Source organism: Rossellomorea aquimaris (assembly GCF_000935355.1).
GTDB classification, from domain to species: Bacteria; Bacillota; Bacilli; order Bacillales; family Bacillaceae_B; genus Rossellomorea; species Rossellomorea aquimaris_B.
The window spans coordinates 102,294-123,693 of record NZ_JXZC01000007.1 but is presented as its reverse complement, the minus strand read 5'-3'; the positions used below and the strand labels follow the sequence as shown (position 1 = coordinate 123,693).

At 44.9% G+C, this 21,400-nt stretch carries 22 protein-coding genes; 13 read left to right on the top strand and 9 right to left on the bottom strand.

Annotated elements, in window-relative coordinates:
- Positions 1–52: 52 nt before the first annotated feature.
- On the bottom strand, positions 53–631 hold the full coding sequence (locus TV75_RS15990) for a biotin transporter BioY (RefSeq protein ID WP_044339798.1): 579 nt from the start codon (positions 629–631) through the stop codon (positions 53–55).
- Between the two features lie 89 nt (positions 632–720).
- Between TV75_RS15990 and bioD the strand changes: the two genes are divergently transcribed.
- The 3 genes from bioD (at position 721) to TV75_RS21900 (ending at position 3,232) form a co-directional block, all read left to right on the top strand.
- Complete coding sequence (gene bioD, locus TV75_RS15985; RefSeq protein ID WP_052504583.1) at positions 721–1,443, top strand: dethiobiotin synthase; 723 nt, start codon at positions 721–723, stop codon at positions 1,441–1,443.
- Between the two features lie 16 nt (positions 1,444–1,459).
- On the top strand, positions 1,460–2,779 hold the full coding sequence (gene bioA, locus TV75_RS15980) for an adenosylmethionine--8-amino-7-oxononanoate transaminase (RefSeq protein ID WP_044339863.1): 1,320 nt from the start codon (positions 1,460–1,462) through the stop codon (positions 2,777–2,779).
- 294 nt (positions 2,780–3,073) lie between these two features.
- Positions 3,074–3,232: a hypothetical protein gene (locus TV75_RS21900; RefSeq protein ID WP_156142475.1), complete on the top strand. Its 159-nt coding sequence runs from the start codon at positions 3,074–3,076 to the stop codon at positions 3,230–3,232.
- An 88-nt stretch (positions 3,233–3,320) separates the two neighbouring features.
- On the opposite strand, the gene TV75_RS15975 is transcribed toward TV75_RS21900, so the two are convergent.
- From TV75_RS15975 to TV75_RS15945, 7 genes are all read right to left on the bottom strand, one after another.
- Positions 3,321–4,640, bottom strand: coding sequence for a (Fe-S)-binding protein (locus TV75_RS15975; RefSeq protein ID WP_044339796.1), 1,320 nt, complete (start codon positions 4,638–4,640; stop codon positions 3,321–3,323).
- Positions 4,637–6,049 carry a glycolate oxidase subunit GlcD gene (glcD, locus tag TV75_RS15970; RefSeq protein WP_044339795.1) on the bottom strand — a complete coding sequence of 471 codons (1,413 nt, stop codon included), beginning with the start codon at positions 6,047–6,049 and terminating at the stop codon, positions 4,637–4,639. Before glcD ends, TV75_RS15975 begins: the two co-directional genes overlap by 4 nt.
- Positions 6,050–6,148: 99 nt before the next feature.
- A complete protein-coding gene (gene murQ, locus TV75_RS15965; protein WP_044339794.1) occupies positions 6,149–7,048 on the bottom strand; it encodes an N-acetylmuramic acid 6-phosphate etherase in 900 nt (299 codons plus the stop codon).
- A 19-nt stretch (positions 7,049–7,067) separates the two neighbouring features.
- Positions 7,068–8,234, bottom strand: coding sequence for an anhydro-N-acetylmuramic acid kinase AnmK (gene anmK / locus TV75_RS15960; protein WP_044339793.1), 1,167 nt, complete (start codon positions 8,232–8,234; stop codon positions 7,068–7,070).
- Complete coding sequence (locus TV75_RS15955) at positions 8,227–9,141, bottom strand: BadF/BadG/BcrA/BcrD ATPase family protein (protein WP_044339792.1); 915 nt, start codon at positions 9,139–9,141, stop codon at positions 8,227–8,229. Before TV75_RS15955 ends, anmK begins: the two co-directional genes overlap by 8 nt.
- 17 nt (positions 9,142–9,158) lie before the next feature.
- Positions 9,159–10,247 carry a DUF871 domain-containing protein gene (locus tag TV75_RS15950; RefSeq protein WP_044339791.1) on the bottom strand — a complete coding sequence of 363 codons (1,089 nt, stop codon included), beginning with the start codon at positions 10,245–10,247 and terminating at the stop codon, positions 9,159–9,161.
- An 18-nt stretch (positions 10,248–10,265) separates the two neighbouring features.
- Entirely contained in the window at positions 10,266–10,598 is a 333-nt protein-coding gene (locus TV75_RS15945; RefSeq protein WP_044339790.1) for a PTS lactose/cellobiose transporter subunit IIA, read from the bottom strand.
- Between the two features lie 159 nt (positions 10,599–10,757).
- Here TV75_RS15945 and TV75_RS15940 point away from each other — a divergent pair, with 159 nt between their 5' ends.
- The 7 genes from TV75_RS15940 to TV75_RS15905 all read left to right on the top strand — a co-directional run bounded on the left by TV75_RS15940 (position 10,758) and on the right by TV75_RS15905 (position 17,302).
- Positions 10,758–11,624, top strand: a complete 867-nt coding sequence (locus TV75_RS15940; protein ID WP_044339789.1) for a MurR/RpiR family transcriptional regulator — start codon at positions 10,758–10,760, stop codon at positions 11,622–11,624.
- Positions 11,625–11,626: 2 nt separating this feature from the next.
- Positions 11,627–11,932, top strand: coding sequence for a PTS sugar transporter subunit IIB (locus tag TV75_RS15935; RefSeq protein WP_044339788.1), 306 nt, complete (start codon positions 11,627–11,629; stop codon positions 11,930–11,932).
- Between the two features lie 27 nt (positions 11,933–11,959).
- Positions 11,960–13,240 carry a PTS sugar transporter subunit IIC gene (locus TV75_RS15930; protein WP_044339787.1) on the top strand — a complete coding sequence of 427 codons (1,281 nt, stop codon included), beginning with the start codon at positions 11,960–11,962 and terminating at the stop codon, positions 13,238–13,240.
- A gap of 481 nt (positions 13,241–13,721) precedes the next feature.
- Positions 13,722–14,012: a hypothetical protein gene (locus TV75_RS15925; RefSeq protein WP_044339786.1), complete on the top strand. Its 291-nt coding sequence runs from the start codon at positions 13,722–13,724 to the stop codon at positions 14,010–14,012.
- 18 nt (positions 14,013–14,030) lie between these two features.
- Positions 14,031–15,362, top strand: coding sequence for a 6-phospho-beta-glucosidase (locus tag TV75_RS15920; protein WP_044339785.1), 1,332 nt, complete (start codon positions 14,031–14,033; stop codon positions 15,360–15,362).
- A 446-nt stretch (positions 15,363–15,808) separates the two neighbouring features.
- Positions 15,809–16,732 carry a DMT family transporter gene (locus TV75_RS15910; protein WP_044339783.1) on the top strand — a complete coding sequence of 308 codons (924 nt, stop codon included), beginning with the start codon at positions 15,809–15,811 and terminating at the stop codon, positions 16,730–16,732.
- 18 nt (positions 16,733–16,750) lie between these two features.
- A complete protein-coding gene (locus TV75_RS15905) occupies positions 16,751–17,302 on the top strand; it encodes a cysteine dioxygenase (RefSeq protein WP_044339782.1) in 552 nt (183 codons plus the stop codon).
- Positions 17,303–17,341: 39 nt separating this feature from the next.
- On the opposite strand, the gene TV75_RS15900 is transcribed toward TV75_RS15905, so the two are convergent.
- Positions 17,342–18,892: a glycoside hydrolase family 10 protein gene (locus TV75_RS15900; protein WP_044339862.1), complete on the bottom strand. Its 1,551-nt coding sequence runs from the start codon at positions 18,890–18,892 to the stop codon at positions 17,342–17,344.
- Between the two features lie 313 nt (positions 18,893–19,205).
- Here TV75_RS15900 and mnmH point away from each other — a divergent pair, with 313 nt between their 5' ends.
- From mnmH to TV75_RS15885, 3 genes are read left to right on the top strand one after another with little or no spacing between them, the layout of a single operon-like run.
- Positions 19,206–20,258, top strand: coding sequence for a tRNA 2-selenouridine(34) synthase MnmH (mnmH, locus tag TV75_RS15895; RefSeq protein ID WP_044339781.1), 1,053 nt, complete (start codon positions 19,206–19,208; stop codon positions 20,256–20,258).
- A gap of 55 nt (positions 20,259–20,313) precedes the next feature.
- Positions 20,314–20,664 (top strand): MerR family DNA-binding transcriptional regulator, encoded by a 351-nt coding sequence (locus TV75_RS15890; protein WP_044339780.1) that lies wholly within the window; start codon positions 20,314–20,316, stop codon positions 20,662–20,664.
- On the top strand, positions 20,657–21,118 hold the full coding sequence (locus TV75_RS15885; protein ID WP_044339779.1) for an SRPBCC family protein: 462 nt from the start codon (positions 20,657–20,659) through the stop codon (positions 21,116–21,118). Before TV75_RS15890 ends, TV75_RS15885 begins: the two co-directional genes overlap by 8 nt.
- The last annotated feature ends 282 nt before the right edge of the window (positions 21,119–21,400 follow it).

Genomic DNA, 21,400 nt, shown 5'->3' with positions numbered 1-21,400 from the left:
AATCAGCAGCTGAATCCAATCCCTCAGCTGCCGATCTATACAAATGCTCCCCTTATTTATGAAAAGAAGGACTCATATTCCTCGACGGTACTACCTTATACAATCGCTGAAGGACCACCATGGAAACAGCCGTCACTGCTACATCCAACGGCAGATACGCAACCATCCATCCCCATGCAACCGTGTAACTGAATCCGTCCGGTGCTGCCGCCCAAAATGTCAGGGCCAGGTACATGAAATTCGTTCCGATTATGTAATTTAACAATAAGGCAAGGATTCCTGCAGTGAGATATCCTCCAAGCGTTCGCTTTTTTTCGAGAACCATCCCCACGGCGAAAGCAACCGCGATAAAGGATAGGACAAATCCAAAGGTGGGACTGAGTAAGCTTGATGGTCCTCCTTTAAATTGTGCAAAGACCGGTGCCCCGACTAATCCCAAAGCTAAATATACCGTCATCGCCTTCGCTCCCACTCGGCTCCCAAGCATTCCTCCGGCAATGATGGCAAACATCAACTGAAGGGTGACCGGGACTCCTCCGATCATTAAAAAGGGAGACACATTCGCTCCCACTGCCATTAAAGCGGCAAAAAGACCACATAAGACCATCTCTCTTGTTTTTCCCATTTCCATTTTCTCCTCCTTAAAACTGTGGTATGATTGTTATTATCTTAAATGTTAACCTATTTGTAAATAAGGTTAACATTAAAAGGAGGGAAATGATGAAAGGGTTTTTCATTACCGGCACAGATACGGATATCGGAAAAACGATAACGACTGGACTGCTAACAAAGTACTTCTTGGAAAAGGGCATTGATGCATTCCCCTATAAGCCCGTGCAAAGTGGAGCTGTCTTGAAAAAAGATAGACTGGTAGCACCCGATACTGAATTTTATGAAGAGGTCACTAATCGTTCTTTTGGTAAAGATGCGAATACATATTTATTAAAAACGCCAAGCTCTCCTCATCTGGCAGCTGAAATAGACGGGGTGACAGTTGAGCTGAAGCCGATTTTAGAGCAAGTGGAGAAGTTACGAAGCACTTACGAACTTTTACTGGTTGAAGGAGCTGGGGGGCTGATCGTCCCGTTAAACAAAGAAGAAACCATTCTTGATTTAATCGAACGAGTGTCACTGCCTGTCATACTTGTCGCGCGGGCTGGACTTGGCACAATTAATCATACGGTCCTGTCAGTGATGGCATTGAAACAACGAAGTATTGATATCGCAGGCATCATCCTGAATCAGACATCCAGAGATGAAATGCCGGAGATCGAACTGGACAACAAACGAATCATCGAAACGTTAACCGGTGTAAAGGTAATCGGTGTACTGCCAAACATATCGCAGGATTTTGCAACTGTCGATGTAGGTAAGTTATTTGAAAATTGGAAACTAGAAGAGTCAGAGGAGGATATACAGAGTGAATCAACAGCAGCTTATTGAAAAAAGCAGTCAGTATATGTGGCTTCCTTTTACACAGATGAAGGATTATGATGAGAACCCGTTGGTGATAGAAAGTGGGGAAGGCGTTTATCTTAGGGACATCTACGGCAACCAATATCTTGATGGCTATTCTTCCCTTTGGCTAAATGTACATGGCCATCGCAATGAGGAAATCAATCAAGCAATCAAGGATCAGCTTGATAGAATCGCTCACTCGACATTGCTCGGTGCCACCAATGTTCCATCTATTTTGTTAGCCGAGAAGCTGGTCCAACTTTCCCCGGAGAGACTAACCAGAGTCTTTTATTCAGACAGCGGTGCAACCTCTGTTGAAATTGCCATAAAAATGGCTTATCAATATTGGCAAAATAAAGGGAAACCGGAAAAACAGAAATTTATCACTCTGCAAAATGCGTACCATGGAGATACGGTGGGTGCGATCAGTGTAGGGAAAGTGGACATTTTTCACAGAGTCTATAAATCTCTTATGTTTGAATCACTTGTTGCCCCGTTCCCGGACGTGGTCCATCACCCGGATTTAGAGGATGAGGAAGAGATTCGAGATGGTGCACTTGAAGAGCTGGAAGGGATTTTGAAAGAGCATCATCATGAAATCGCCGGAATGACCGTGGAGTCGCTGATACAGGGTGCTGGTGGCATGAATATTATGCCGGAGGGCTACTTTAAAGGAGTTGAAAAGCTCTGTCGAAAATATGAGGTGCTCCTGATTGTCGATGAAGTGGCAACAGGCTTCGGCCGCACAGGAAAAATGTTCGCTGTCGAGCATGAACAAGTCCAGCCGGACATCATGACAGTGGCAAAAGGAATCACCGGTGGGTACCTTCCGATTGCCGCTACCCTAACCACCGAAGAAATCTATGAAGCTTTTTATGATGATTACACATCATTGAAAACCTTCTTCCACGGCCATTCCTACACAGGAAACCAGCTGGGATGTGCAGCGGCATTGGCGAATCTGGAAATCTATGAAAGAGAAAACCTGATAGGGAAAGTTCAAGAGAAAACGAAAATCATTGAATCCTTGTTAGCTCCTTTAAAGGATCATCCCCATGTAAGCAGCATCAGGCAGCTTGGTATGATCTGCGGCATCGAGTTGGTACAGGATAAAACCAGTCAAAAGCCGTTCCTGTGGGAAAACAGAGTAGGCTACCGGACCACCATCAAGATGCGTGAACTGGGTATGCTGACCCGGCCTATCGGAGACACCATCGTCTTCATGCCGCCACTCGCCACAACCCAAGAAGAACTAGAGAAAATGGTAGGAATCATGGAAGAAGCAATAGAAATCACAACGAAGGAAGCAGTAGGGGTTTAGGGGGGTTAGGGACGGACCTCTAACACCCCGTGATCCTAATCAAATCGTTAAAGAGCGTTAAAGAGGGACGGACCTTGGAGGGGATTCGTCTCTTTGTTCATCTGGCGGTAGTTTAACAGGTGGAATTTGGCGATTTGTAAGGATGCAAATAAGCGATCGTGTGCATGTGAGATCCTTAATTTGTACTTGGTACGCCCGGAAAACAACTACCTCTCAACAATAAAAAGGAAACCATTCCCACGCCTGACCGTATATACCATTATCCATCATTTAGTACCAAAAGGAGGTTCGGAAATGAATAAAACAATGTTGATAAGCGCACCAATAGTCCTCATTTCAGCCATCTTCACCTGGCTTACATCAAACGCCACAAACGCTCTTACTCTACTAGCAGCCTATGGAATCATCCTATCCTTCCTCGTCTACTTTTCTTTCTTCAAAACCAAAAAATGAAAAAAGAAGGGACGGACCTCCAAACACTCCGCCCGAAAACAAAACGTTGATTTAACGGGATTTGAGTAAATGAAGAGGTCCGTCCCTCTCACTGAATGGCTTCCAATAAAAAGTCCACGATGTGGATGGCACGCATGTTGTTGGATAGGCCTTCTCGTTCGATGCCGAGTTTCATTTGGAGGAGGCAGCCCGGGTTTGATGTGATGATGGTGGTTGCCTGGGTTTGTTCGACGTTGTCCATTTTGTGATCGAGGATCTTCATGGACATTTCTGATTCGACGATGTTGTAGATCCCGGCTGATCCACAACAGTGATCGGCTTGTTTCATCTCGACGTAATCAGCACCTTCAACTGATTGCAGGAGAAGTCTTGGTTCCACAAAAGTACGCTGCACGTTTCGCAAGTGACACGAATCCTGATACGTGATCCGTTGGGGGGAAACATCCAATTTCTTTTTATGAAACTCTAATTCTACAAGAATGGATGAGATGTCCTTGATTTTATTTTTAAACTGAACCGCACGATCTTTCCAATCAGGATCATCTTTCAGTAAGTGATCATAGTCGACGAGAAAGGCTCCGCATCCCCCGGCATTGGTGATGATATAATCAACTCCTGATTCTTCGAAAGCCGCGATGTTCCTCTTTGCCAAATCCTTCGCTGCAGTCTTTTCACCGCTATGACCATGCAAGGCTCCGCAACAAGTCTGTGTCTTTGGGATCACGATGTCACAGCCTGCCAGCTGCAATAGTTTCGTAGTGGCATTGTTTGTTTCCAGAAACATCGTATCCATCAAGCATCCTGAGAAGAAAGCGACTTTTTTACGAACGTCACCAATCGAGGAAAGCGACGTTGGGCGTTCCTTCATGTCTTTCAGTTTTGGAACTTGAGGTAGGACCCGTTCCATAGTCGCCATGCTTTCCGGGAATAGCTTCATTACACCCGTCGTGTGGACTGCCTTCTGCAATCCAGAACGCTGATAGATTCCGAGAAGGTTCGTAACCATTCTCATTCTGTCCGGGTGCGGGAATAATCCTTCAAAAACGGTTTTTCTCAGAACCCGTACAGGAAGGGAGTGTTTTTTATTTTGATTGATGATATCGCGCGCCTCTTCTAAAAGGTGACCGTAGTTCACGCCGGATGGACAAACAGGTTCACACGCCCTGCAGCCCAAGCAAAGATCCAATGTTCGTTCCACTTCTTCATCGGGTTCGATGACGCCATCCACCACTGCCTTCATTAATGCGATTCGGCCGCGCGGGGAGTGAGATTCTTTAAAACCTGACTCAATATAAGTAGGACATGAAGGGAGACAGAAACCGCATCTCATACAATTCAATAGTTCATCTTCATCCATGCGATCTTTGAATTCCTGCTGTATCTTTTGTTTTTCTAAAAGGGTTGTCATCTTGAAATCACCACACGTTTTCTTGATTCTTTAGCGAATACTTTATTCGGATTCATAATGTTATTTGGGTCGAATGATTGCTTGATCATTTTCATGGCTGCAATGCCTTCAGGTCCAAGTTTCCATTCGAGATAAGGGGCTTTCATCATGCCGACTCCGTGTTCTCCGGTAATGGTTCCACCCAATTCGATAGCATGAGCGAATATCTCTTCAAAGGCAGCTTCGACCCGTTCCATTTCATCATGATCCCGGGCGTCGGTCGCAACCGTCGGGTGAAGATTTCCGTCCCCGGCATGGCCGAAGGTACAAATCTTCAACTTATAACGCTCGGAAATATCATTGATCGCTTTTACCATCTTGGCAATTTCAGAGCGGGGAACCGTCGCGTCCTCTAAAATCGTCGTCGGTTTAAGACGGGCGAGTGCCGATAGGGCAGAACGGCGGGCGGTACGAAGGGCATCTGCTTCTATTTCTGTTTTGGCTAATTGAACGGATACAGCGTTGTTCTGTGAACACACTTCCTCCATTCGTTTCATATCCCGGGCAACCACTTCAGGAGGACCATCCTGTTCAATCAGGAGAACCGCTTTTACATCGGTTGGCAAGCCGATTTTGGCAAAATCCTCGACAACCTCAAGTGTTGGCTGATCTAAAAATTCCAGGGTAGTCGGAATGATGCGATTGGCGATGATACTTGAAACACTTTGGGCAGCCGCTTCGATATCCTGATAAAGGGCCAGCATCGTCTGCTTCGTTTCAGGCATGGGAACAAGCTTTAATGTCGCTTCCGTGATGACGCAAAGTGTTCCTTCAGATCCCACAAAAAGGCGGGTCAAATCATAGCCAGCTACATCTTTCGCAAGTTTCCCACCGGTACGGATGATGTCCCCATTAGGAAGGACGGCTTCCAATGCCAGCACATAATCGCGGGTTACGCCATATTTCAGTCCTCTCAAACCACCGGAGTTCTCATTAATGTTCCCACCGATCGTTGAGATTTTCATAGAGCTTGGGTCAGGAGGATAGAAAAGACCCTTGGCTTCCACTGTATGAATGAGATCCAGGGTCACAACACCAGGCTGGACGGTAACGGTTAGATTCTCTTCATCCACCTCCAGAATCTTGTTCATATGGGTGAATATGAGAACAAGTCCGCCTTCTGTAGGGCAGGTACCTGCGCAGAGATTCGTTCCCGATCCTCTTGGAACGATCGGAATCCGATGCTCATTGCAGATTTTCACGATTTCTGATACCTCCTCCGACGAACGTGGGACGATGACCGCGTCAGGCATGGATTGGTAATTAGGAGTTGCGTCATAGGAATAGACAAGTTTTTCTGCGGGAGTATCCCGGTAATTTTCTTCGCCGACGATTTCGATGAACCGCTTTTTAATGTCTGGAGTGATCATACTAATTTCCACCTTTTTTAACATGTTTTTCAAATCTGGTATAAAAAGAGTAAAGAGACGATACCTGACGATAGGTCAAGGTCCGTCCCTCAATTAAGGTTATTTCATTCCGGCTTTCATGGCTGAGCGCAGGTGGCCTTTGTGAAGGGTGAGAAGGTCGTAGACTTCTTTTTCTTCGAGGCCAGTCAGAAGCGATAGGATGGCAGGTTTGACACTGCCGTATGTTTCAAGGGCTTCGGTTGCTTCTCGTTCGGAGACGTCCGCTGCTTCCATGATGATGTTGCGCGCTCTGACTTTCAGTTTTTCGTTTGATGGCATCACGTCGACCATGAGATTGCTGTATACTTTGCCCAGTTTGATCATGGATGCGGTTGTGATCATATTCAAAATCAGTTTTTGGGCTGTTCCGGCTTTCATTCGCGTCGAGCCCGTGACGACTTCCGGACCGACTTCTGCGACGATCGAGTGATCGGCCACATCACACATCGGGGATTGAGGTGAGCAAACGACCGAGGCCGTTACGGCTCCTCTTGAATTTGCTTCCTTTAAGGCTCCGATCGTATAGGGCGTCCGTCCGCTTGCGGCAATGCCAACCACGACATCATTTGGACCGACTTCACGGATCACGATTTCGTTGCGCCCGCCTTCTTCATCATCCTCGGCGCCTTCTAAGGGAAACTGGATGGCTCTTTCACCACCCGCGATGATTCCGATCACCTGGCCGGGATCTGTGCTGAAGGTAGGCGGGCATTCTGATGCGTCAAGGATGCCGAGACGTCCGCTTGTGCCTGCACCTACATAAAGAAGACGTCCGCCTTTTTCCAACCCTGCAACGATGGAATCGACTACACGTGAAACAACTGGGATGGTTCTTTCCACGGCGTAGGCAACAGTCTGATCTTCACCATTGATTTTCTCCAAAATATTCTCCGTGCTTAATGTATCTATGTTTAAAGTTCGAGGATTTCTCGTTTCAGTCAGGATCTTATGAAGGTCCATGTTCTACAGTACCTGCCTTTCAATTTGTGAATACGGGACGAGGAGTGATGGACCCCAGTATGACGGGTTTACCTGCTCCTGTTGCTCCTGGGACGTTGCCAGGATTTCCGTGAAGCGTTTCGTTCGCCAGGAGGGCAAAGGCGATTGCTTCCTTGGCATCGGATGAATAACCGATATCTTCCTGGATGTGAATGTCCAACTGGGGAAGAAGCTCCCGCATCATACGAAGAAGTGTCCCATTGTAGCTTCCGCCGCCGCCAATGATCACTTCGTTGATGGGATGCTTTGGAAGAACAAATTTTTTATACGCATCAGAAATCGACAGAGCTGTAAAGTAGGTCGCCGTTGCAATGAGGTCTTCTTTCGAAAGATCCCCAAACTCGTCAAGGATCCGATTTACGAATACTTCTCCAAACAGCTCGCGGCCCGTTGATTTAGGAGGCTCTTTAAGGAAGAAATCCTTCTCCCATTCCATCCATTTTTGTGCGATTTCTTTGTGGACCGTTCCTTTCGCAGCAATCTCTCCATTCTCATCAAAAGAGAGGCCCAACAGTCGCTCGCATAAACCATCTATGACCATATTTCCAGGACCAGTATCAAATGCGAAGACTTCCTCAAGAGAGCAACCTTTAGGAAGTACGGTCACATTTCCGATTCCGCCGATATTCTGAAGAAGTCGTCCCCGGTCTTCTTTTCGGTAGAGAAGGAATTCAGTATAAGGTACAAGAGGGGCCCCTTCACCTCCGGCAGCCATATCCATGGAGCGGAAATTGGAGACTACCCTAGTGTTGGTACGGTACGCTATCACGCTCGGCTCACCGATCTGCAAAGTGGAAGGAACCGACTCTTCCGTATGAAAAGGCTGGTGATAGACCGTTTGCCCGTGAGATCCGATAAAGTCTAACTCCTCTACTGAAGTGCCAGCCTCTCTACACACCTTCAACACAGCATCGGCATAAACGTCTCCAAGTTCAAAATGCAAGCTGGAAAGGAGGGGAGTGGACGATTCTGTGACACTCATAACGTCGAAGATTTTCTTTTTTACGTGGGAAGGGAAGGGACTCGTCGAATAATGAACGAACTCCACTTTTGTATCCGTGCCACTCCCTTCAATTGAAACAAGGGCAGCATCCACCCCATCCACAGACGTACCGGACATTAATCCGACGGCTAAACGCTTACTCATATGACAACCTTCCTTCCCTGATGGCTTTTGTCACATCGACTGCCCCTGTGGCAGGGGAGGTAGAGTCGATGATATAGGAAGCGTCTGGAAAACGCTCTGAAACCCCTTCTTTAAAAGTGGATTGCACCACCACATTATGTTCAAGGACACTTCCTTTTAAGGCAATAACCGGTTTCGCAGTGATCTGCAGTTTCTCCATTAAGGTAGTTGTCTGTCGGGCCAGCTGCTCCCCGGCATTTTTAAATAAAAGAAGGGCCGATTCATTACCAGCTTCAGCCTGCTTGTGAACCACTTTCGCAAGCTTTGCAATTTCACCTTTGACAGAAGAATAGATGAACCCTTTTAATCCTTTCCCATCACTCGCTCCGATTTCGTTTAAAATATCAAGGGAGAGAGGGGAAGGTGGTTTACCGGAATCCATTTCCATTGAAGCCTGCTTACAGGCTTCAATCGCAATATGATACGCACTGCCTTCGTCACCAAGAAGGTGTCCCCAGCCGCCGGTCGTTCCTTCCTGTTTACCGTTTCGTCCATAACAAATCGAACCCGTTCCCGCAATCGTCATCACACCGTCCTGATTCCCGATTAAACTGAAATAGGCAAGGGTGGCATCATTCAAAACGATTATGGGCAGGGAAGTCATCCTTTGTAACTCCATCCTGATTCGATGAGCCAGATTACCTGACTCGGCACCTGCCATCCCGATGACAATATGGGAAACCTCATCAGAAGAAGTGTGTTCCAGGCATTGTTGAATCACGGATGAGAGATTGGTAAGTGCCTCATCAAAGGAAACCGTTGGATTGCCGTGTCCGGATAAGCTTTGGAACAGGATGTTCTTCTCTGAATCAAGAACGAGTCCCTGTATTTTCGTCCCGCCTGCATCGATCCCTATTACTCTAGTCATCTAAAGAAACCTCCACATTACTTGGTTTGAAACGCAAATTTACCCCATGGCTTCAGGTAATCCAATAAGAAGATTTCTTCTTCGCGGATCCGCCCCACCACATTGGTTTTGCCTGAGTTCTCCATATCTTGAAGTGCGATTTGAAGCTCGCCCGCATACTGGGCATATAGGTCGTTTTCAATGACAATGTCTCCGCGCTTTATATCAGCTGTATTGTGGGGAGCGAATTCTCTTCCACGATATTTCACGCGGCTTTGAGTCGAGCGGATCAAGTAATCAGACACGTCACCACGATAAAAGTGCGGTTCTTCAAATATAATCGTCTTTTCCAAGTCAGTGGTCGTCTCACAGGTTTCGACTGTAAAGGTCAGCTTCGATGTGTTCAGTTCACTGAGAAGCTGTATTTCACGTTCTGATGCATAAGCGTTACTGATAATGACATCATCAATCAACCCTGTGGCAAAAAGATGCTTCGCCTGGACTTCGATCGGAAGGTTCCGATGCATTTCTAACGTAGGCAATCCTTCCGTGACCGGCCATGGACCGAATGTAGCATCGGAAGAAGAGACAAACGCGGCCGTTCTCATCCCGAAATCCTTAAACTTTTGGCTGCAATCGATAAAGAATGGATAGGATAAACCGGAGTAGCGGTGAGGATAGAAGTTATGACATCCAAGCAATTGATCCTTATTCGGTTGATACGTCATGATGTTATCGATGTATTTCGTTGCATTACTCATATTGAGCTCAATTTTCAGATCATAAGGGTTGTACGACATCATCGATTCTTCATGCCCTGTATACCCGAGGTCAAGGCGGATACCGTGAGCACCCAGGTCCGCAAAAAAGGATAAATCATCATACGAGATATTCAGTTCTTTGAAAATACGGGGACTGATGTCAGCGATGACTTCCATATTTTTTTCGCGGGCAAACTTAATCGTTTCTTTAAAGTTCGAGATGATCCCATCTTTGTCTCCTTCAACTGATAATAAGCAGGTGAACACGCGCTTAAAACCGTAAGACGCAGCCAGTGCCAGGTATTCTTTATCTTTTTCAGTCGTTGAATGGTTCGGGTAAATTGAAACTCCCAGTCTTTTACTCATTGGTATGCCTCCTTAAAATTAGTTGTTTTCTAGTTTATCTATTCTTTTTAACAAGGGTATCATCTGCTCAATTAATGAGATTTCACTGATAGAGGTCATCAAGTGGTCCTGGGCATGAATCATCAGAAGTGATTTTTCAAAATCTTCTCCATTGATTTCTGCCTGAATCAGACTCGTTTGCGTTTTGTGAGCTTTGTTCAGCTCCTCATGAGCTGTCTTAAGCATTTCTTCAGCTTCATCAAACTTACCTTCATGTGCCTTTGCAAGTGCCTCATATGCGGTGCTTTTTGCATTCCCGCCGTTTGATATAATTTCAAAAATCTCCATTTCTACGTTGCGTACCTCTGCCATTGTGTATTCCTCCTCATTCTGTTTAGAACTAGTTTTTTCTAGAGTAGTAAAATAAAAGTTTAAATATTTTAAAATAATATTGAAATTTAATTTCATTATCGCATATAATCATATTAAACTGAAAGCCTTTTCAAGACAATCATTTTTTTGGAGGTGACTATGACAGAATTTCAAGTATTAAAACACATCAAAAGTCAGATGGAGAATTACACCCCGTCTGAAATTGCGGTTGCTCAATATGTGTTGGAGTTTCCTGAGAAAGTAATGGAAATGACGACAAAGCAACTCTCACAATCATGTGGCAGCAGTGAAGCCGCCATCATCCGGTTCTGCAAACGGATCGGGATCAATAGTTTCAGCGGCTTGAAAATCGAACTGGCCAAAAGCACGAATATTGAAGAAACAATGAGTCATGATATCAATACACTCCTGCACTTTGAAGACAATCTTGAAACCGTATTTAACAAAGTACTGGTAAACACCTATCAAGCGATCAAGAACACGGAAAAGCTTTTTTCCATAGATGAACTGGATCGTGCTGTGAACGCGTTCCATGAAGCTGAACGGGTATACCTGTATGGAGTGGGAGGTTCAGCTGTAGTAGCGGAAGACTTTACTCAAAAACTATTAAGGCTCAACTATCTGGCGTTTCAAGCGAGTGATATCCATGTGCAAATGATGATGGCCGCAAACTTAACGGAAAGAGACGTTCTCTTCGTCGTCTCAACATCGGGTCAGACAAAGGAAATACTTAAGCTGATGAATGTAGCCGAGGAAAAAGGAGCCACAATCATTCTATTGACACAGCATGGGAAATCACCCGCAAGGAAGCTGGCTGATATCGTCCTGACGATTTCCGAGGAGGAACACAATATCAGAATCGGGACCATGACGGCAAGAATTGCTCAACTCGTCGTGATTGATGCTTTATTCGTCGCTTTATGCATGAAAAAAGGACATGGCGTCTACGAGCAAATTATTCATACACATGAAGTAGTACAAAGAATGAAAGAGGAGGAAGAGTAGAAATGAGAGTATTATTCGTATGTTCCGGGGGAATGTCCAGCGCAATTGTCGTTAATGCACTGAAAAAAGAAGGGGACAAAGCAGGGATTGAGATGGAAGTCCATGCAATTGGAACCGGTGAGGTATCTGAGGAGATTTCCAAAGGATGGGATGTTTGTATGGTAGCACCGCAGATCAGACACCGTTTTGATCAAGTGAAGAAAGCCGCTGATGAAGCGAATGTTCCTTGCGGTCCGATTCCTCCACAAGCATACACGCCACTTGGTGGCCCGACTTTACTGAAAACAGTAAAAGAATTAACCAACTAATTTAATAGGAAACAAGGGGGTAAAAACATGCAAAAGTTTGTGAATTTTCTAGAGAATAACTTATCAGGTCCAATGGCCCGACTCTCTGAACAAAGGCATTTGCAAGCAATCCGGGATGGGGTTATTTCAGCACTGCCATTTATCATCGTCGGTTCATTTTTCCTGATCTTAGCTTTTCCACCGCTGCCTGATGGCGGAATATTCGGAGACATCAAGCAGTGGGCCGCAGACAACATCGTCGAAATCCTGATTCCATACCGACTGACCATGTTCATCATGTCACTCTATATAGCCTTCGGGATAGGATACAACCTCTCGAAAAGCTATAACCTGGATCCATTATCCGGTGCCCAAATTTCAGTAGCTGCTCTTCTATTGACGATTACTCCAAAAGTAATGGACGGAGAAGGATGGGTCCTGCCAATGACCAACCTTGGTGGTCATGGATTATTCGTCGCCATGGTCGTATCGATTCTGGCAGTTGAAATCCTGAGATTCTGTAAGACGAAAAATATTACGATCAAAATGCCTGAGCAAGTACCGGCATCTGTATCACGAAGCTTTGAAGCACTTATTCCTGTAGCGATTGTCATTCTATTGGTTTCTGCGGTTACCGTAGTGGCAGGAGTAGACTTGCATCATCTAATCGGTGTAGCGGTTGCTCCATTGGTTACTGCTGGTGACAGTATATTCGGCGTATTAATTCCGGTATTCTTAATTACATTCTTCTGGTCATTCGGTATCCACGGTGTATCTGTAGTAGGAACGGTTGCGCGTCCACTATGGGAAGTGTTCCTTGTAAACAACGCAGATGCGGTTGCAAACGGAGAAGCGATTCCACACATCGCACCGGAGACATTCTACCAGTGGTTCATCTGGATAGGTGGATCAGGAGCGACTCTTGGATTGGTTCTTGCCATGGTCTTCTTCTCCCGCTCAAAATACCTGAAAGCGTTAGGAAGAACAAGTATCGTACCTGGTATCTTCAATATCAATGAGCCCATCATCTTCGGTGCTCCCATTGTATTGAATCCGATTCTGATCATTCCATTTGTAACGATCCCGCTTATCACGGGTACTCTGGCATATGTTGCAACAACTGTAGGGCTGGTATCGCCAACCTACATCATGCCTCCATGGACACTCCCGGCACCAATCGGAGCGTACCTGGCAACGGGTGGTGACTGGAGAGCCATCGTCATGGTTCTTATCAATATCGCAATCTCGTTCGCTATCTATTTCCCATTCTTCAAAATGTACGACAAGAAGATGATGAAAATGGAAGAAAACGAACAACAAGCCGCATAATAGAAAAGCGGAGGGGCTTTGCCCAGAGGCGACAAGCATAAGGCAAGTCCACCGGAAAGGCGTTCTTTGCCTTTTTGGTGGGCTGGACTTATGACCTCGAGCCTCTAAGCCCCGCAGCTGGACAATAGAAAAGCGGAGGGGCTTTGCCCAGAGGCGACAAGCATAAGACGAGTCAGCCAGAAAGCGTTCTTTGCCTTTTTGGATGAATTGGCTTATGACCTCGAGCCTCTAAGCCCGCAGCTGGACAATAGAAAAGCGGAGGCGGCTCGATCAGCCCCGACAAGCATAAGGCGAATCAACCGGAAAGGCGTTCTTTGCCTTTTGGGTTGAATTGACTTATGACCTCGAGGGGCTAGCCGCCGCAGCTGGACAGATAGAAAAGCGGAGGGGCTTTGCCCCTAGTAAAATACGATCATATCAAAATAACAGAAGTGGGGGTCCTAGGATTCCCACTTCTTCATTAGCATTGGGAGTGATTCAAATGACAGAGACGGTTGTCCCTAAGAGAATCGGTTTCAGGAGTGTTTTTGTTCTTCTGATCTCCGTATCTATTGGACTTTTACTTCTTTCCAAACCCTTGATGAGTGCGGGACTCGCAAAGGATTGGAGCGTATTTTTAGCAACGGGGATTTCGGCTTCGATTGGACTCTCATTTGTTCTTTTGAAAATTGAAGGTCCCGTTGAAGATGCTTCTGTTAAAAAGAAGCGCGTTTTATTAGCAGTGGTTGTCAGTTTCTTAATAAGCTTTGTATTGGCGTTTGTTGCCAAGTAATCAGAGGAGGCATACACAATGAAGAACGGAATCAAGATCGTTACGATCGGAGGGGGCTCAAGCTATACGCCCGAGTTTGTGGAAGGATTGATCAAGCGTTATGATGAGCTTCCAGTGAGTGAGCTGTGGCTTGTGGATGTTGAAGCTGGGAAAGATAAGCTCGACATCGTTGGGAATTTGGCGAAGAGAATGGTGGAAAAAGCCGGGGTTCCCATGGAGATTCATCTGACATTGGACAGGAAAGAGGCATTGGTAGATGCTGATTTTGTCACGACTCAAATGAGAGTCGGACAATTAAAAGCGAGAATTCACGATGAGAGGCTTCCGATCAAGTACGGGATGATTGGCCAGGAAACGAATGGGGCCGGGGGATTGTTCAAGGGAATGAGGACGATTCCGGTCCTACTTGATATCGCAGATGAAATGCAGGAGCTTTGCCCGGACGCCTGGCTGATCAATTTTACGAATCCGGCAGGCATGGTGACAGAAGCTCTGCTCCGGTACGGGTCACATCCTAAGGTCGTTGGGGTATGTAATCTGCCCATAAATACGAGAATGACATTGGCCAGGCTTCTTGATGTGGAGGTGGAACGACTGCATATCGACTTTGCAGGATTGAACCATATGGTTTACGGGTTGGACGTTTTGGTGGACGGTGAATCGGTTTTAGGGGACGTGCTGGAAGTCATGAGCAATCCCGACAAGCAGGTCAGCATGAGGAATATTGCTCCACTTCCATGGGAGCCGGAGTTCATCAAGAGTCTGGGAATCATTCCATGTCCGTATCACCGCTATTTCTATAAAACCAGTGATATTTTAGAAAAGCAGATAGAGGAATTCAAGACGGGGACCACCAGGGCCGAAGTGGTCCAGCAATTAGAAAATGAGCTTTTCGAACTTTACAAGGATGAAAACCTTGATATCAAGCCTCCGCAGCTTGAACAAAGGGGAGGGGCTTATTACAGCGATGCGGCCTGTAATCTCATCTCATCCATTTTTAATGACCGCGGAGACATTCAAACGCTGAATGTACAGAACGACGGTGCAATCAGTGATATGCCGCGGGAATCCGCCGTGGAAGTGAACTGCGTCGTTACGAAGTCCGGCCCCAAGCCGATTGCAGTCGGAGAGCTGCCAGTGGCTGTGAGTGGACTTGTTCATCAAATTAAATCTTTTGAACGCGTTGCTGCAGAAGCATCGGTTACGGGATCCTATGAAAAAGCGATGCTTGCCATGACGATCAATCCGTTGGTGACGAGCGATGTGAAGGCGAAGCTGCTGCTGGATGAAATGCTTGAGGTGCATAAAGAGTATTTACCCCAGTTTCATGAGCGATTTAGCCATAGTTAAGGAAGGATAGTGTCTCAAATGGTGATTTGAGGCACTTTTTTGCGTGGATTGGCGAGAAGTAGGGGGGGGGAGTGGTATTGTTGAGATATTATCGACTTTGAGCTGTTTATTATCGACTTTTTGGATATATTATCGAGTTTGGCCTGTTTATTATCGACTTTCTGGATATATTATCGACTTTGCCCATTATTTTATCGACTCTCGATAGATCAGCGATACCCGAGCGGTTCCTGATCCCAGTTTATTTTCAAAATCACCCAACTTATTTTCAAATTCTCAGATTTATTTTCAAAATCATCCAACTTATTTTCAAATTCCCGGATTTATTTTCAAAAAACCAAAAATTCATCCCATCCACACTCCCAATTCCAACACAATCCCCACATCTTTCCCCTGGACGAGCATACCATGATACAAAGACCTCTTTCAGAAAGGATACCCCGCCCATGATTCCAGTTAAAACAAAGGTTGCCGCCTCTTTGTATGCCACGATGTCCATCAGCTTCTGGGGCATATCATTTGTATCAACAAAAGCAGTGTTGGACACCCTTGATCCGTATACGCTGCTCGTTCTTCGGTTTGCGATCGGAGCTTTGTTTCTGCTTATGCTCTTACTTTTAAAAAGATATCGGCTCACGATTCCACTAAAGTTTATCCCGCACCTGATTGTGCTGGGGGTACTTGGTGTCTTCATTCATCAGGTGATCCAGGCGTCGGCCCTCCTTACAATCGATGCATCATCAGCAGGCTGGATGATATCATTTTCTCCCGTGTTCACCGTAATCCTTTCCATGATTTTTTTACATGAAAAGATGACGGTTCCAAAAGCGCTGGGCATGATTGTGGCTATTACAGGCGTACTGATGGTAACGACAGCGAGGAGCGGGCAGTCCATCGGATTTGCTGTCAATATCGGTTATATCCTGATGATTCTCAGTACGCTGAACTGGGCCATCTATTCAGTGTTGCTGAAAAAACTCCGTATCGAGCTGCCCTCCCTTGTCATCACCTTTTACATGAGTCTACTGGGTTTCAGCTTAACCATTCCTTTTCTTATCCGAAACCGCGGCTGGGAAGGGATTTCTCTTTTATCAAATGTGGAATGGGCCCACTTGATGTTCCTCGGGGTGTTTGTATCGGGTATCGCGTATTGGTACTGGGCGAAAGCATTGGAGGTATTGGATGCGTCAAAGGTGTCGATGTTCCTGTATTTGGAGCCTGTCACCACTCTTATTGCTGCGATCCTTCTCCTTCATGAGAAAATTTTCTTCATAACCATACTGGGTGGAGTCATAATTATAATAGGAGTTGTGATTGTGAATGGCCAGATGATTTCTATTTTCCATCGGTTTCTATGGAGGAAACGATAACATCAGGGAGGAATCGCGGTGTCCTTAAAGGAACGGATAAAGAATCGGTTAGATGAATTGACAACCCCTTCCACGAAAGAACTTAAAGAAGTCTTGCAGTCTCTAGACGTAAAGCTCGATGATTTACAGCCCTACTTACAGTCTCCGGATGGGAAGCCATATTATCGAAAGCTCCTTTATCAAAATGAAGTAGCAGAGCTCCTCGTGATGAATTGGTCCGACATGGAATGTGCACCGCATGATCATGGGGACTCAAAGGGATGGATTCAAGTCATGAACGGGACTTCAGTCAATACACTCTTTGAAGTAAAAGAAAACCAGCTTCCACAGGAAATATTCCATCGTGAATACAGGGAAGGTTCTTTCTTTTTTGCACCGAAAAAAGGTGTTCACAAAATGAAGAAGGGGGGTGGGGAAGACCTGGTGACTCTCCATCTCTATTCTCCGCCTATTCAGGGTATGATGGTGTACGACTTGGAAAAATGTGCTGCCTGTGTTGTTTCTGAAGAATGCGGGGCATGGTGGCCGGAACATATCAGGCAAAAGGTAAAGGAAATGCAATTAAAATAGAAAGAGCGTTTCTCCATCGCGGAGAAGCGCTCTTTCTGCTTATTGTACCCTTACCGTTTTCGCATCCTTACTTTCTACCCCTGTCGGAGATACGGACGTAACGCCATATGTGTACATTCCATCTTCTTCGGCTGAAGTATCTTCATACGTTGTAAGCCCTTCTTGAGAATAAACGACGTCCACAATGTTTGCCGGATTCTCGTAATCTCCTTCTTTCACGCCATCAAAGCGATAGATGACATATTTTCTGGCATCGGAGTGATGTTGATCATCGATGGTCAACGTTACATGATTTTCATGTTTGTCTGCTTTCACCGTATTTGGTTTCTTTGGCAGCGTTTCATTGTTCCAAGGAGTGGCAGGAGTTAAAGCGGGTTCTGTGTAAACCTCGTTACGTAAAATATCTGCGTAACCAAGCGGGTTCTCGAAAATTTGTCTAAGAGAGAAATGCATTTGACCAAGGGTGGTTCCATTTTCACGGTTGTCCATGATTTGCTCAGGCAGCTCGTAAGGATTGAACCATTCCTGGTCAAAATTGTCTCCTACCTTATAGTCAGCCATCCCGATATAAAGATTAACAGGGTGGTTGTACGCATACTCGTTCACTTCCTGACTCCACCAATCCAAAAGAACGGAGTAATTAGCAACAGCTAGATTTCTAGACCAATAGATTTGTGGGGTAATATAATCGATGCTTCCATCTTTGATCCATTGGCGAGTGTCTGCATACAGGTCGTCATAATTCGTTTGTCCTGCCTGTGTAGCGCTTCCTGTCGGATCATCGGCAATATTTCTCCATACACCAAATGGGGAAATACCGAACTGAACCCATTCTTTAATGTCTTTGATGGCTGAATTGATGTCAGCTACAAGAACATCTACGTTATTTCGTCTCCAGTCTTCAATATCGTCAAATGAACTTCCATATTTCTCGTATGTATCTTGATCTGGGAAGATTTCTCCTGCAATTCGGTAAGGATAGAAATAGTCGTCCATGTGAACGGCTTCAATGTCGTAATTGCTCACTAATTCTTCAACCGTATCAATCAGGTATTCTTGGACTTCGGGTATACCCGGGTCCAAATAATATTGCTTGCCATATTTCACTACCCATTCTGGATGCAGTTTAGCTACATTGTTATCTGCAAGTGACTCGATCGTTTGATTTGCCATCGTGATTCGGTACGGATTCACCCATGCATGAACCTCGATTCCGCGCTTATGAGATTCATCGATCATGATCTGAAGTGGATCATATCCCGGATCGGTTCCTTGTTTGTCACCTGTAATATACTGGGACCAAGGAGCCAGTTTAGATGGATAGAAGGCATCTACAGTAGGTTTCACCTGATAGATGACGGTATTAAACTTCAACTCTTTCAGTTCGTCAAGGGTCTCTGTAACCCAATCCGTATACTCCTGCTTGTCCATTCCAGCTTTCACATCAATGTTTTGAACCGTGGCAATCCATGCTGCACGCATTTCATGTTTAGGCACCTGAGTTTCCGAAGCTTTTGCTTTTCCTGTAGAAAAAGGAAGGGCAAGCGAGAACAACAAGGCGGCCATGATCATGTACTTTACTGCTTTCATCAACAAATCCCCCGCTTTCATTAACTGATTTCCGATAAAAGAAACCGTTTTCATTTTTTGAAATAATACTTCACGAAATAAAATAAAAATATGAAATATTATTTCTATTTTCATTATAAGGTGTTGTGATCTTATGGTATATAGTACCAACGAGGTGAAAAAACTGAATATTCCATCGTTAACCAGGAGGAATTGACTAGGTAAAAAGTTTCGAAAACTGAAGAAAGGGTTAGAATGATGACAGAATCTTGCGAACATTAGAGTTAGAGTGGTGGTAAAATAGGGATGAGAAGTGAAGAGGGGAATGGATGAAATGTTCAAAGATATAATGATAGATCAATGTGATATAAATAATTATACATTCGTAGACGTCAGATCTCCTTCTGAATACAGGGAGATGACGATTCCGGGCAGTATGAACATACCTGTTTTCAATGATGAAGAGAGAGCGGAAGTCGGGACTCTATATAAGCAAGTGAGCAAAGAGAGGGCAACGGAGCGGGGCTTGGAAATCTTCTCAGGAAAGCTTCCTGATTTTATAAAAGAGTTTAAGAAACTGGATGGTGAGATTGTGGTTTTCTGCTGGCGGGGCGGGATGCGAAGCAAAGCGGCTGCCACCTTCCTGGATTTAATGGGTGTGAAAACTTCCCGTGTTCAAGGGGGAGTCAGGGCGTATCGTCAATGGGTGTTGAAAGAATTAGAAACCTTTGAAGTGAAGCCTGAAGCCTTTGTGTTAAACGGTGGAACCGGTATTGGGAAAACAGTCATCCTGAAACAACTTCTTAAAGAAGGGTATCCGGTCCTGGATATCGAAACGCTAGCCAATCATCGAGGCTCCATTTTTGGACAAATCGGGTTGACACCAAGGAACCAGAAAACCTTTGATTCCCTTTTGCTTCAGGACCTGATGGAGCTCCGGGATTCTCCCTTTATACTATTTGAAGCAGAAAGCAAACGAATCGGAAAGCTGCTTCTCCCAGACTTTTTAGTGGGGAAAAAGGAGAACGGTTTCCATATCTTTATTGAAATGCCAATGAAAGAGAGAGTCAAACATCTATTAAATGAATACCGCTTACACGAGCATCATGATGAATTTGCAGAAGCGTTTCGGTGTATCAAGAGACGTATACATAGCCCGGTTGCCAATCAAATAGAGAGCGAACTGAAAGAGAAGAACTATGAGCGGATCTTAGAGCTTTTATTGGAATACTATTATGACCCTAGATACTACCATACTGCGAGTCAGTATCCTGAAGATCAAAAGGTGACGTTAAAAGCGGGTTCGATTGAAGAGGCATGTGTAGAGGTGAAGAAATTCGTAAAAAGCTGCGCATCGATTCGTGGAAACCCCATTTCACAAAGATAGGGATTGACCGTGTGGTGCACCACATGGTTTATGATTTAGGTGTGAGGTGGAAAGAATGTACAAGGTGAGCGAGTTTTCCAAGATGACAGGACTGAGTAAGGAAACATTGCGTTACTACGCAGAGATTAAATTGCTGGAACCTGTGTATATCGATCCTGAAAATAACTATCGCTATTATGATAATGGATCCTATCTGGTAGGACGTTTGTTAGTCTACTTAAGGAGATTTAACTTTTCCATTCAAGAAATGTTAACCGTGGTCAATGACGAATCCTTTGAGAACTTGGAGCAATTGATACGTGCGAAGAAACGGGATTTAGAAGCGGAGATTCAGCGCATACAAACAGTGATTGAAGAAATGGATGATTTCTTCGAAATGGGAAAAGGAGAGGATAAGAATGATTAAATGGCATGAAGAAAGGATCATTCCAGTCAATATTGAAACAGTCTGGCATTTGTTTGAGCTTGAGAACATTCAACGAATTATGCCGAACGTCGTTGAGAACAAGGTTCTGGAGCAAAAGGAAGGCGTGGTAGGGTCCACCTACCAACAAAAATACAAGGAGGGGAAAAGAATCGAGACATATATTGTAGAAGACCTTGAATATGAAAACACCCCCGAGAAAAAACACAATAAAATTGGTTTCACACTCGCCAAAGCCTTTGAAATCGAGGCTGAATTTACCCTCCACAAAATAGACGACCGCCAAACCAGATTCATCTATAAAGGCGAGAACAGAGGACTGAACTTCCTTGGGAAAGTCTTATTAAAGCTTGGCGGAGAAAAAAATAATAACAAAGTCGTCACCGAATTCATGGACCGGGTTGAAAGTGAAGCATTAAAAGAAGCGAGTAAGTAGTGAAGAAGAGGGACGGACCTCCGTGATTTTCGGAGGTCCGTCCCTCTTCTGGTGGTTTGAAAAGTGGTATCGAGGGGAAAAGAACAAGAGTTTATGGGGCTGAATTTTAAGTGGTAAAAAAATTTTTTTAGTTAAAATTTTGCATGAAAATTCATGTAGAAATTTGATGAAAAATGTTCCAGTGAGCGGCTTTTTGAAAGCGATTTCTTTGTGATTGTATCAAGCTTTTAAAGATTCTGAATATTAAGTAAAAATAAACATTTATATATCAACGTTTATCTA

Bases quoted from the DNA above. Each gene is read 5' to 3' on its own strand.
- TV75_RS15990 (WP_044339798.1), bottom strand. From the start codon at position 631: ATGGAAATGGGAAAAACAAGAGAGATGGTCTTATGTGGTCTTTTTGCC.
- bioD (WP_052504583.1), top strand. From the start codon at position 721: ATGAAAGGGTTTTTCATTACCGGCACAGATACGGATATCGGAAAAACG.
- bioA (WP_044339863.1), top strand. From the start codon at position 1,460: ATGTGGCTTCCTTTTACACAGATGAAGGATTATGATGAGAACCCGTTG.
- TV75_RS21900 (WP_156142475.1), top strand. From the start codon at position 3,074: ATGAATAAAACAATGTTGATAAGCGCACCAATAGTCCTCATTTCAGCC.
- TV75_RS15975 (WP_044339796.1), bottom strand. From the start codon at position 4,640: ATGACAACCCTTTTAGAAAAACAAAAGATACAGCAGGAATTCAAAGAT.
- glcD (WP_044339795.1), bottom strand. From the start codon at position 6,049: ATGATCACTCCAGACATTAAAAAGCGGTTCATCGAAATCGTCGGCGAA.
- murQ (WP_044339794.1), bottom strand. From the start codon at position 7,048: ATGGACCTTCATAAGATCCTGACTGAAACGAGAAATCCTCGAACTTTA.
- anmK (WP_044339793.1), bottom strand. From the start codon at position 8,234: ATGAGTAAGCGTTTAGCCGTCGGATTAATGTCCGGTACGTCTGTGGAT.
- TV75_RS15955 (WP_044339792.1), bottom strand. From the start codon at position 9,141: ATGACTAGAGTAATAGGGATCGATGCAGGCGGGACGAAAATACAGGGA.
- TV75_RS15950 (WP_044339791.1), bottom strand. From the start codon at position 10,247: ATGAGTAAAAGACTGGGAGTTTCAATTTACCCGAACCATTCAACGACT.
- TV75_RS15945 (WP_044339790.1), bottom strand. From the start codon at position 10,598: ATGGCAGAGGTACGCAACGTAGAAATGGAGATTTTTGAAATTATATCA.
- TV75_RS15940 (WP_044339789.1), top strand. From the start codon at position 10,758: ATGACAGAATTTCAAGTATTAAAACACATCAAAAGTCAGATGGAGAAT.
- TV75_RS15935 (WP_044339788.1), top strand. From the start codon at position 11,627: ATGAGAGTATTATTCGTATGTTCCGGGGGAATGTCCAGCGCAATTGTC.
- TV75_RS15930 (WP_044339787.1), top strand. From the start codon at position 11,960: ATGCAAAAGTTTGTGAATTTTCTAGAGAATAACTTATCAGGTCCAATG.
- TV75_RS15925 (WP_044339786.1), top strand. From the start codon at position 13,722: ATGACAGAGACGGTTGTCCCTAAGAGAATCGGTTTCAGGAGTGTTTTT.
- TV75_RS15920 (WP_044339785.1), top strand. From the start codon at position 14,031: ATGAAGAACGGAATCAAGATCGTTACGATCGGAGGGGGCTCAAGCTAT.
- TV75_RS15910 (WP_044339783.1), top strand. From the start codon at position 15,809: ATGATTCCAGTTAAAACAAAGGTTGCCGCCTCTTTGTATGCCACGATG.
- TV75_RS15900 (WP_044339862.1), bottom strand. From the start codon at position 18,892: ATGAAAGCAGTAAAGTACATGATCATGGCCGCCTTGTTGTTCTCGCTT.
- mnmH (WP_044339781.1), top strand. From the start codon at position 19,206: ATGTTCAAAGATATAATGATAGATCAATGTGATATAAATAATTATACA.
- TV75_RS15890 (WP_044339780.1), top strand. From the start codon at position 20,314: ATGTACAAGGTGAGCGAGTTTTCCAAGATGACAGGACTGAGTAAGGAA.
- TV75_RS15885 (WP_044339779.1), top strand. From the start codon at position 20,657: ATGATTAAATGGCATGAAGAAAGGATCATTCCAGTCAATATTGAAACA.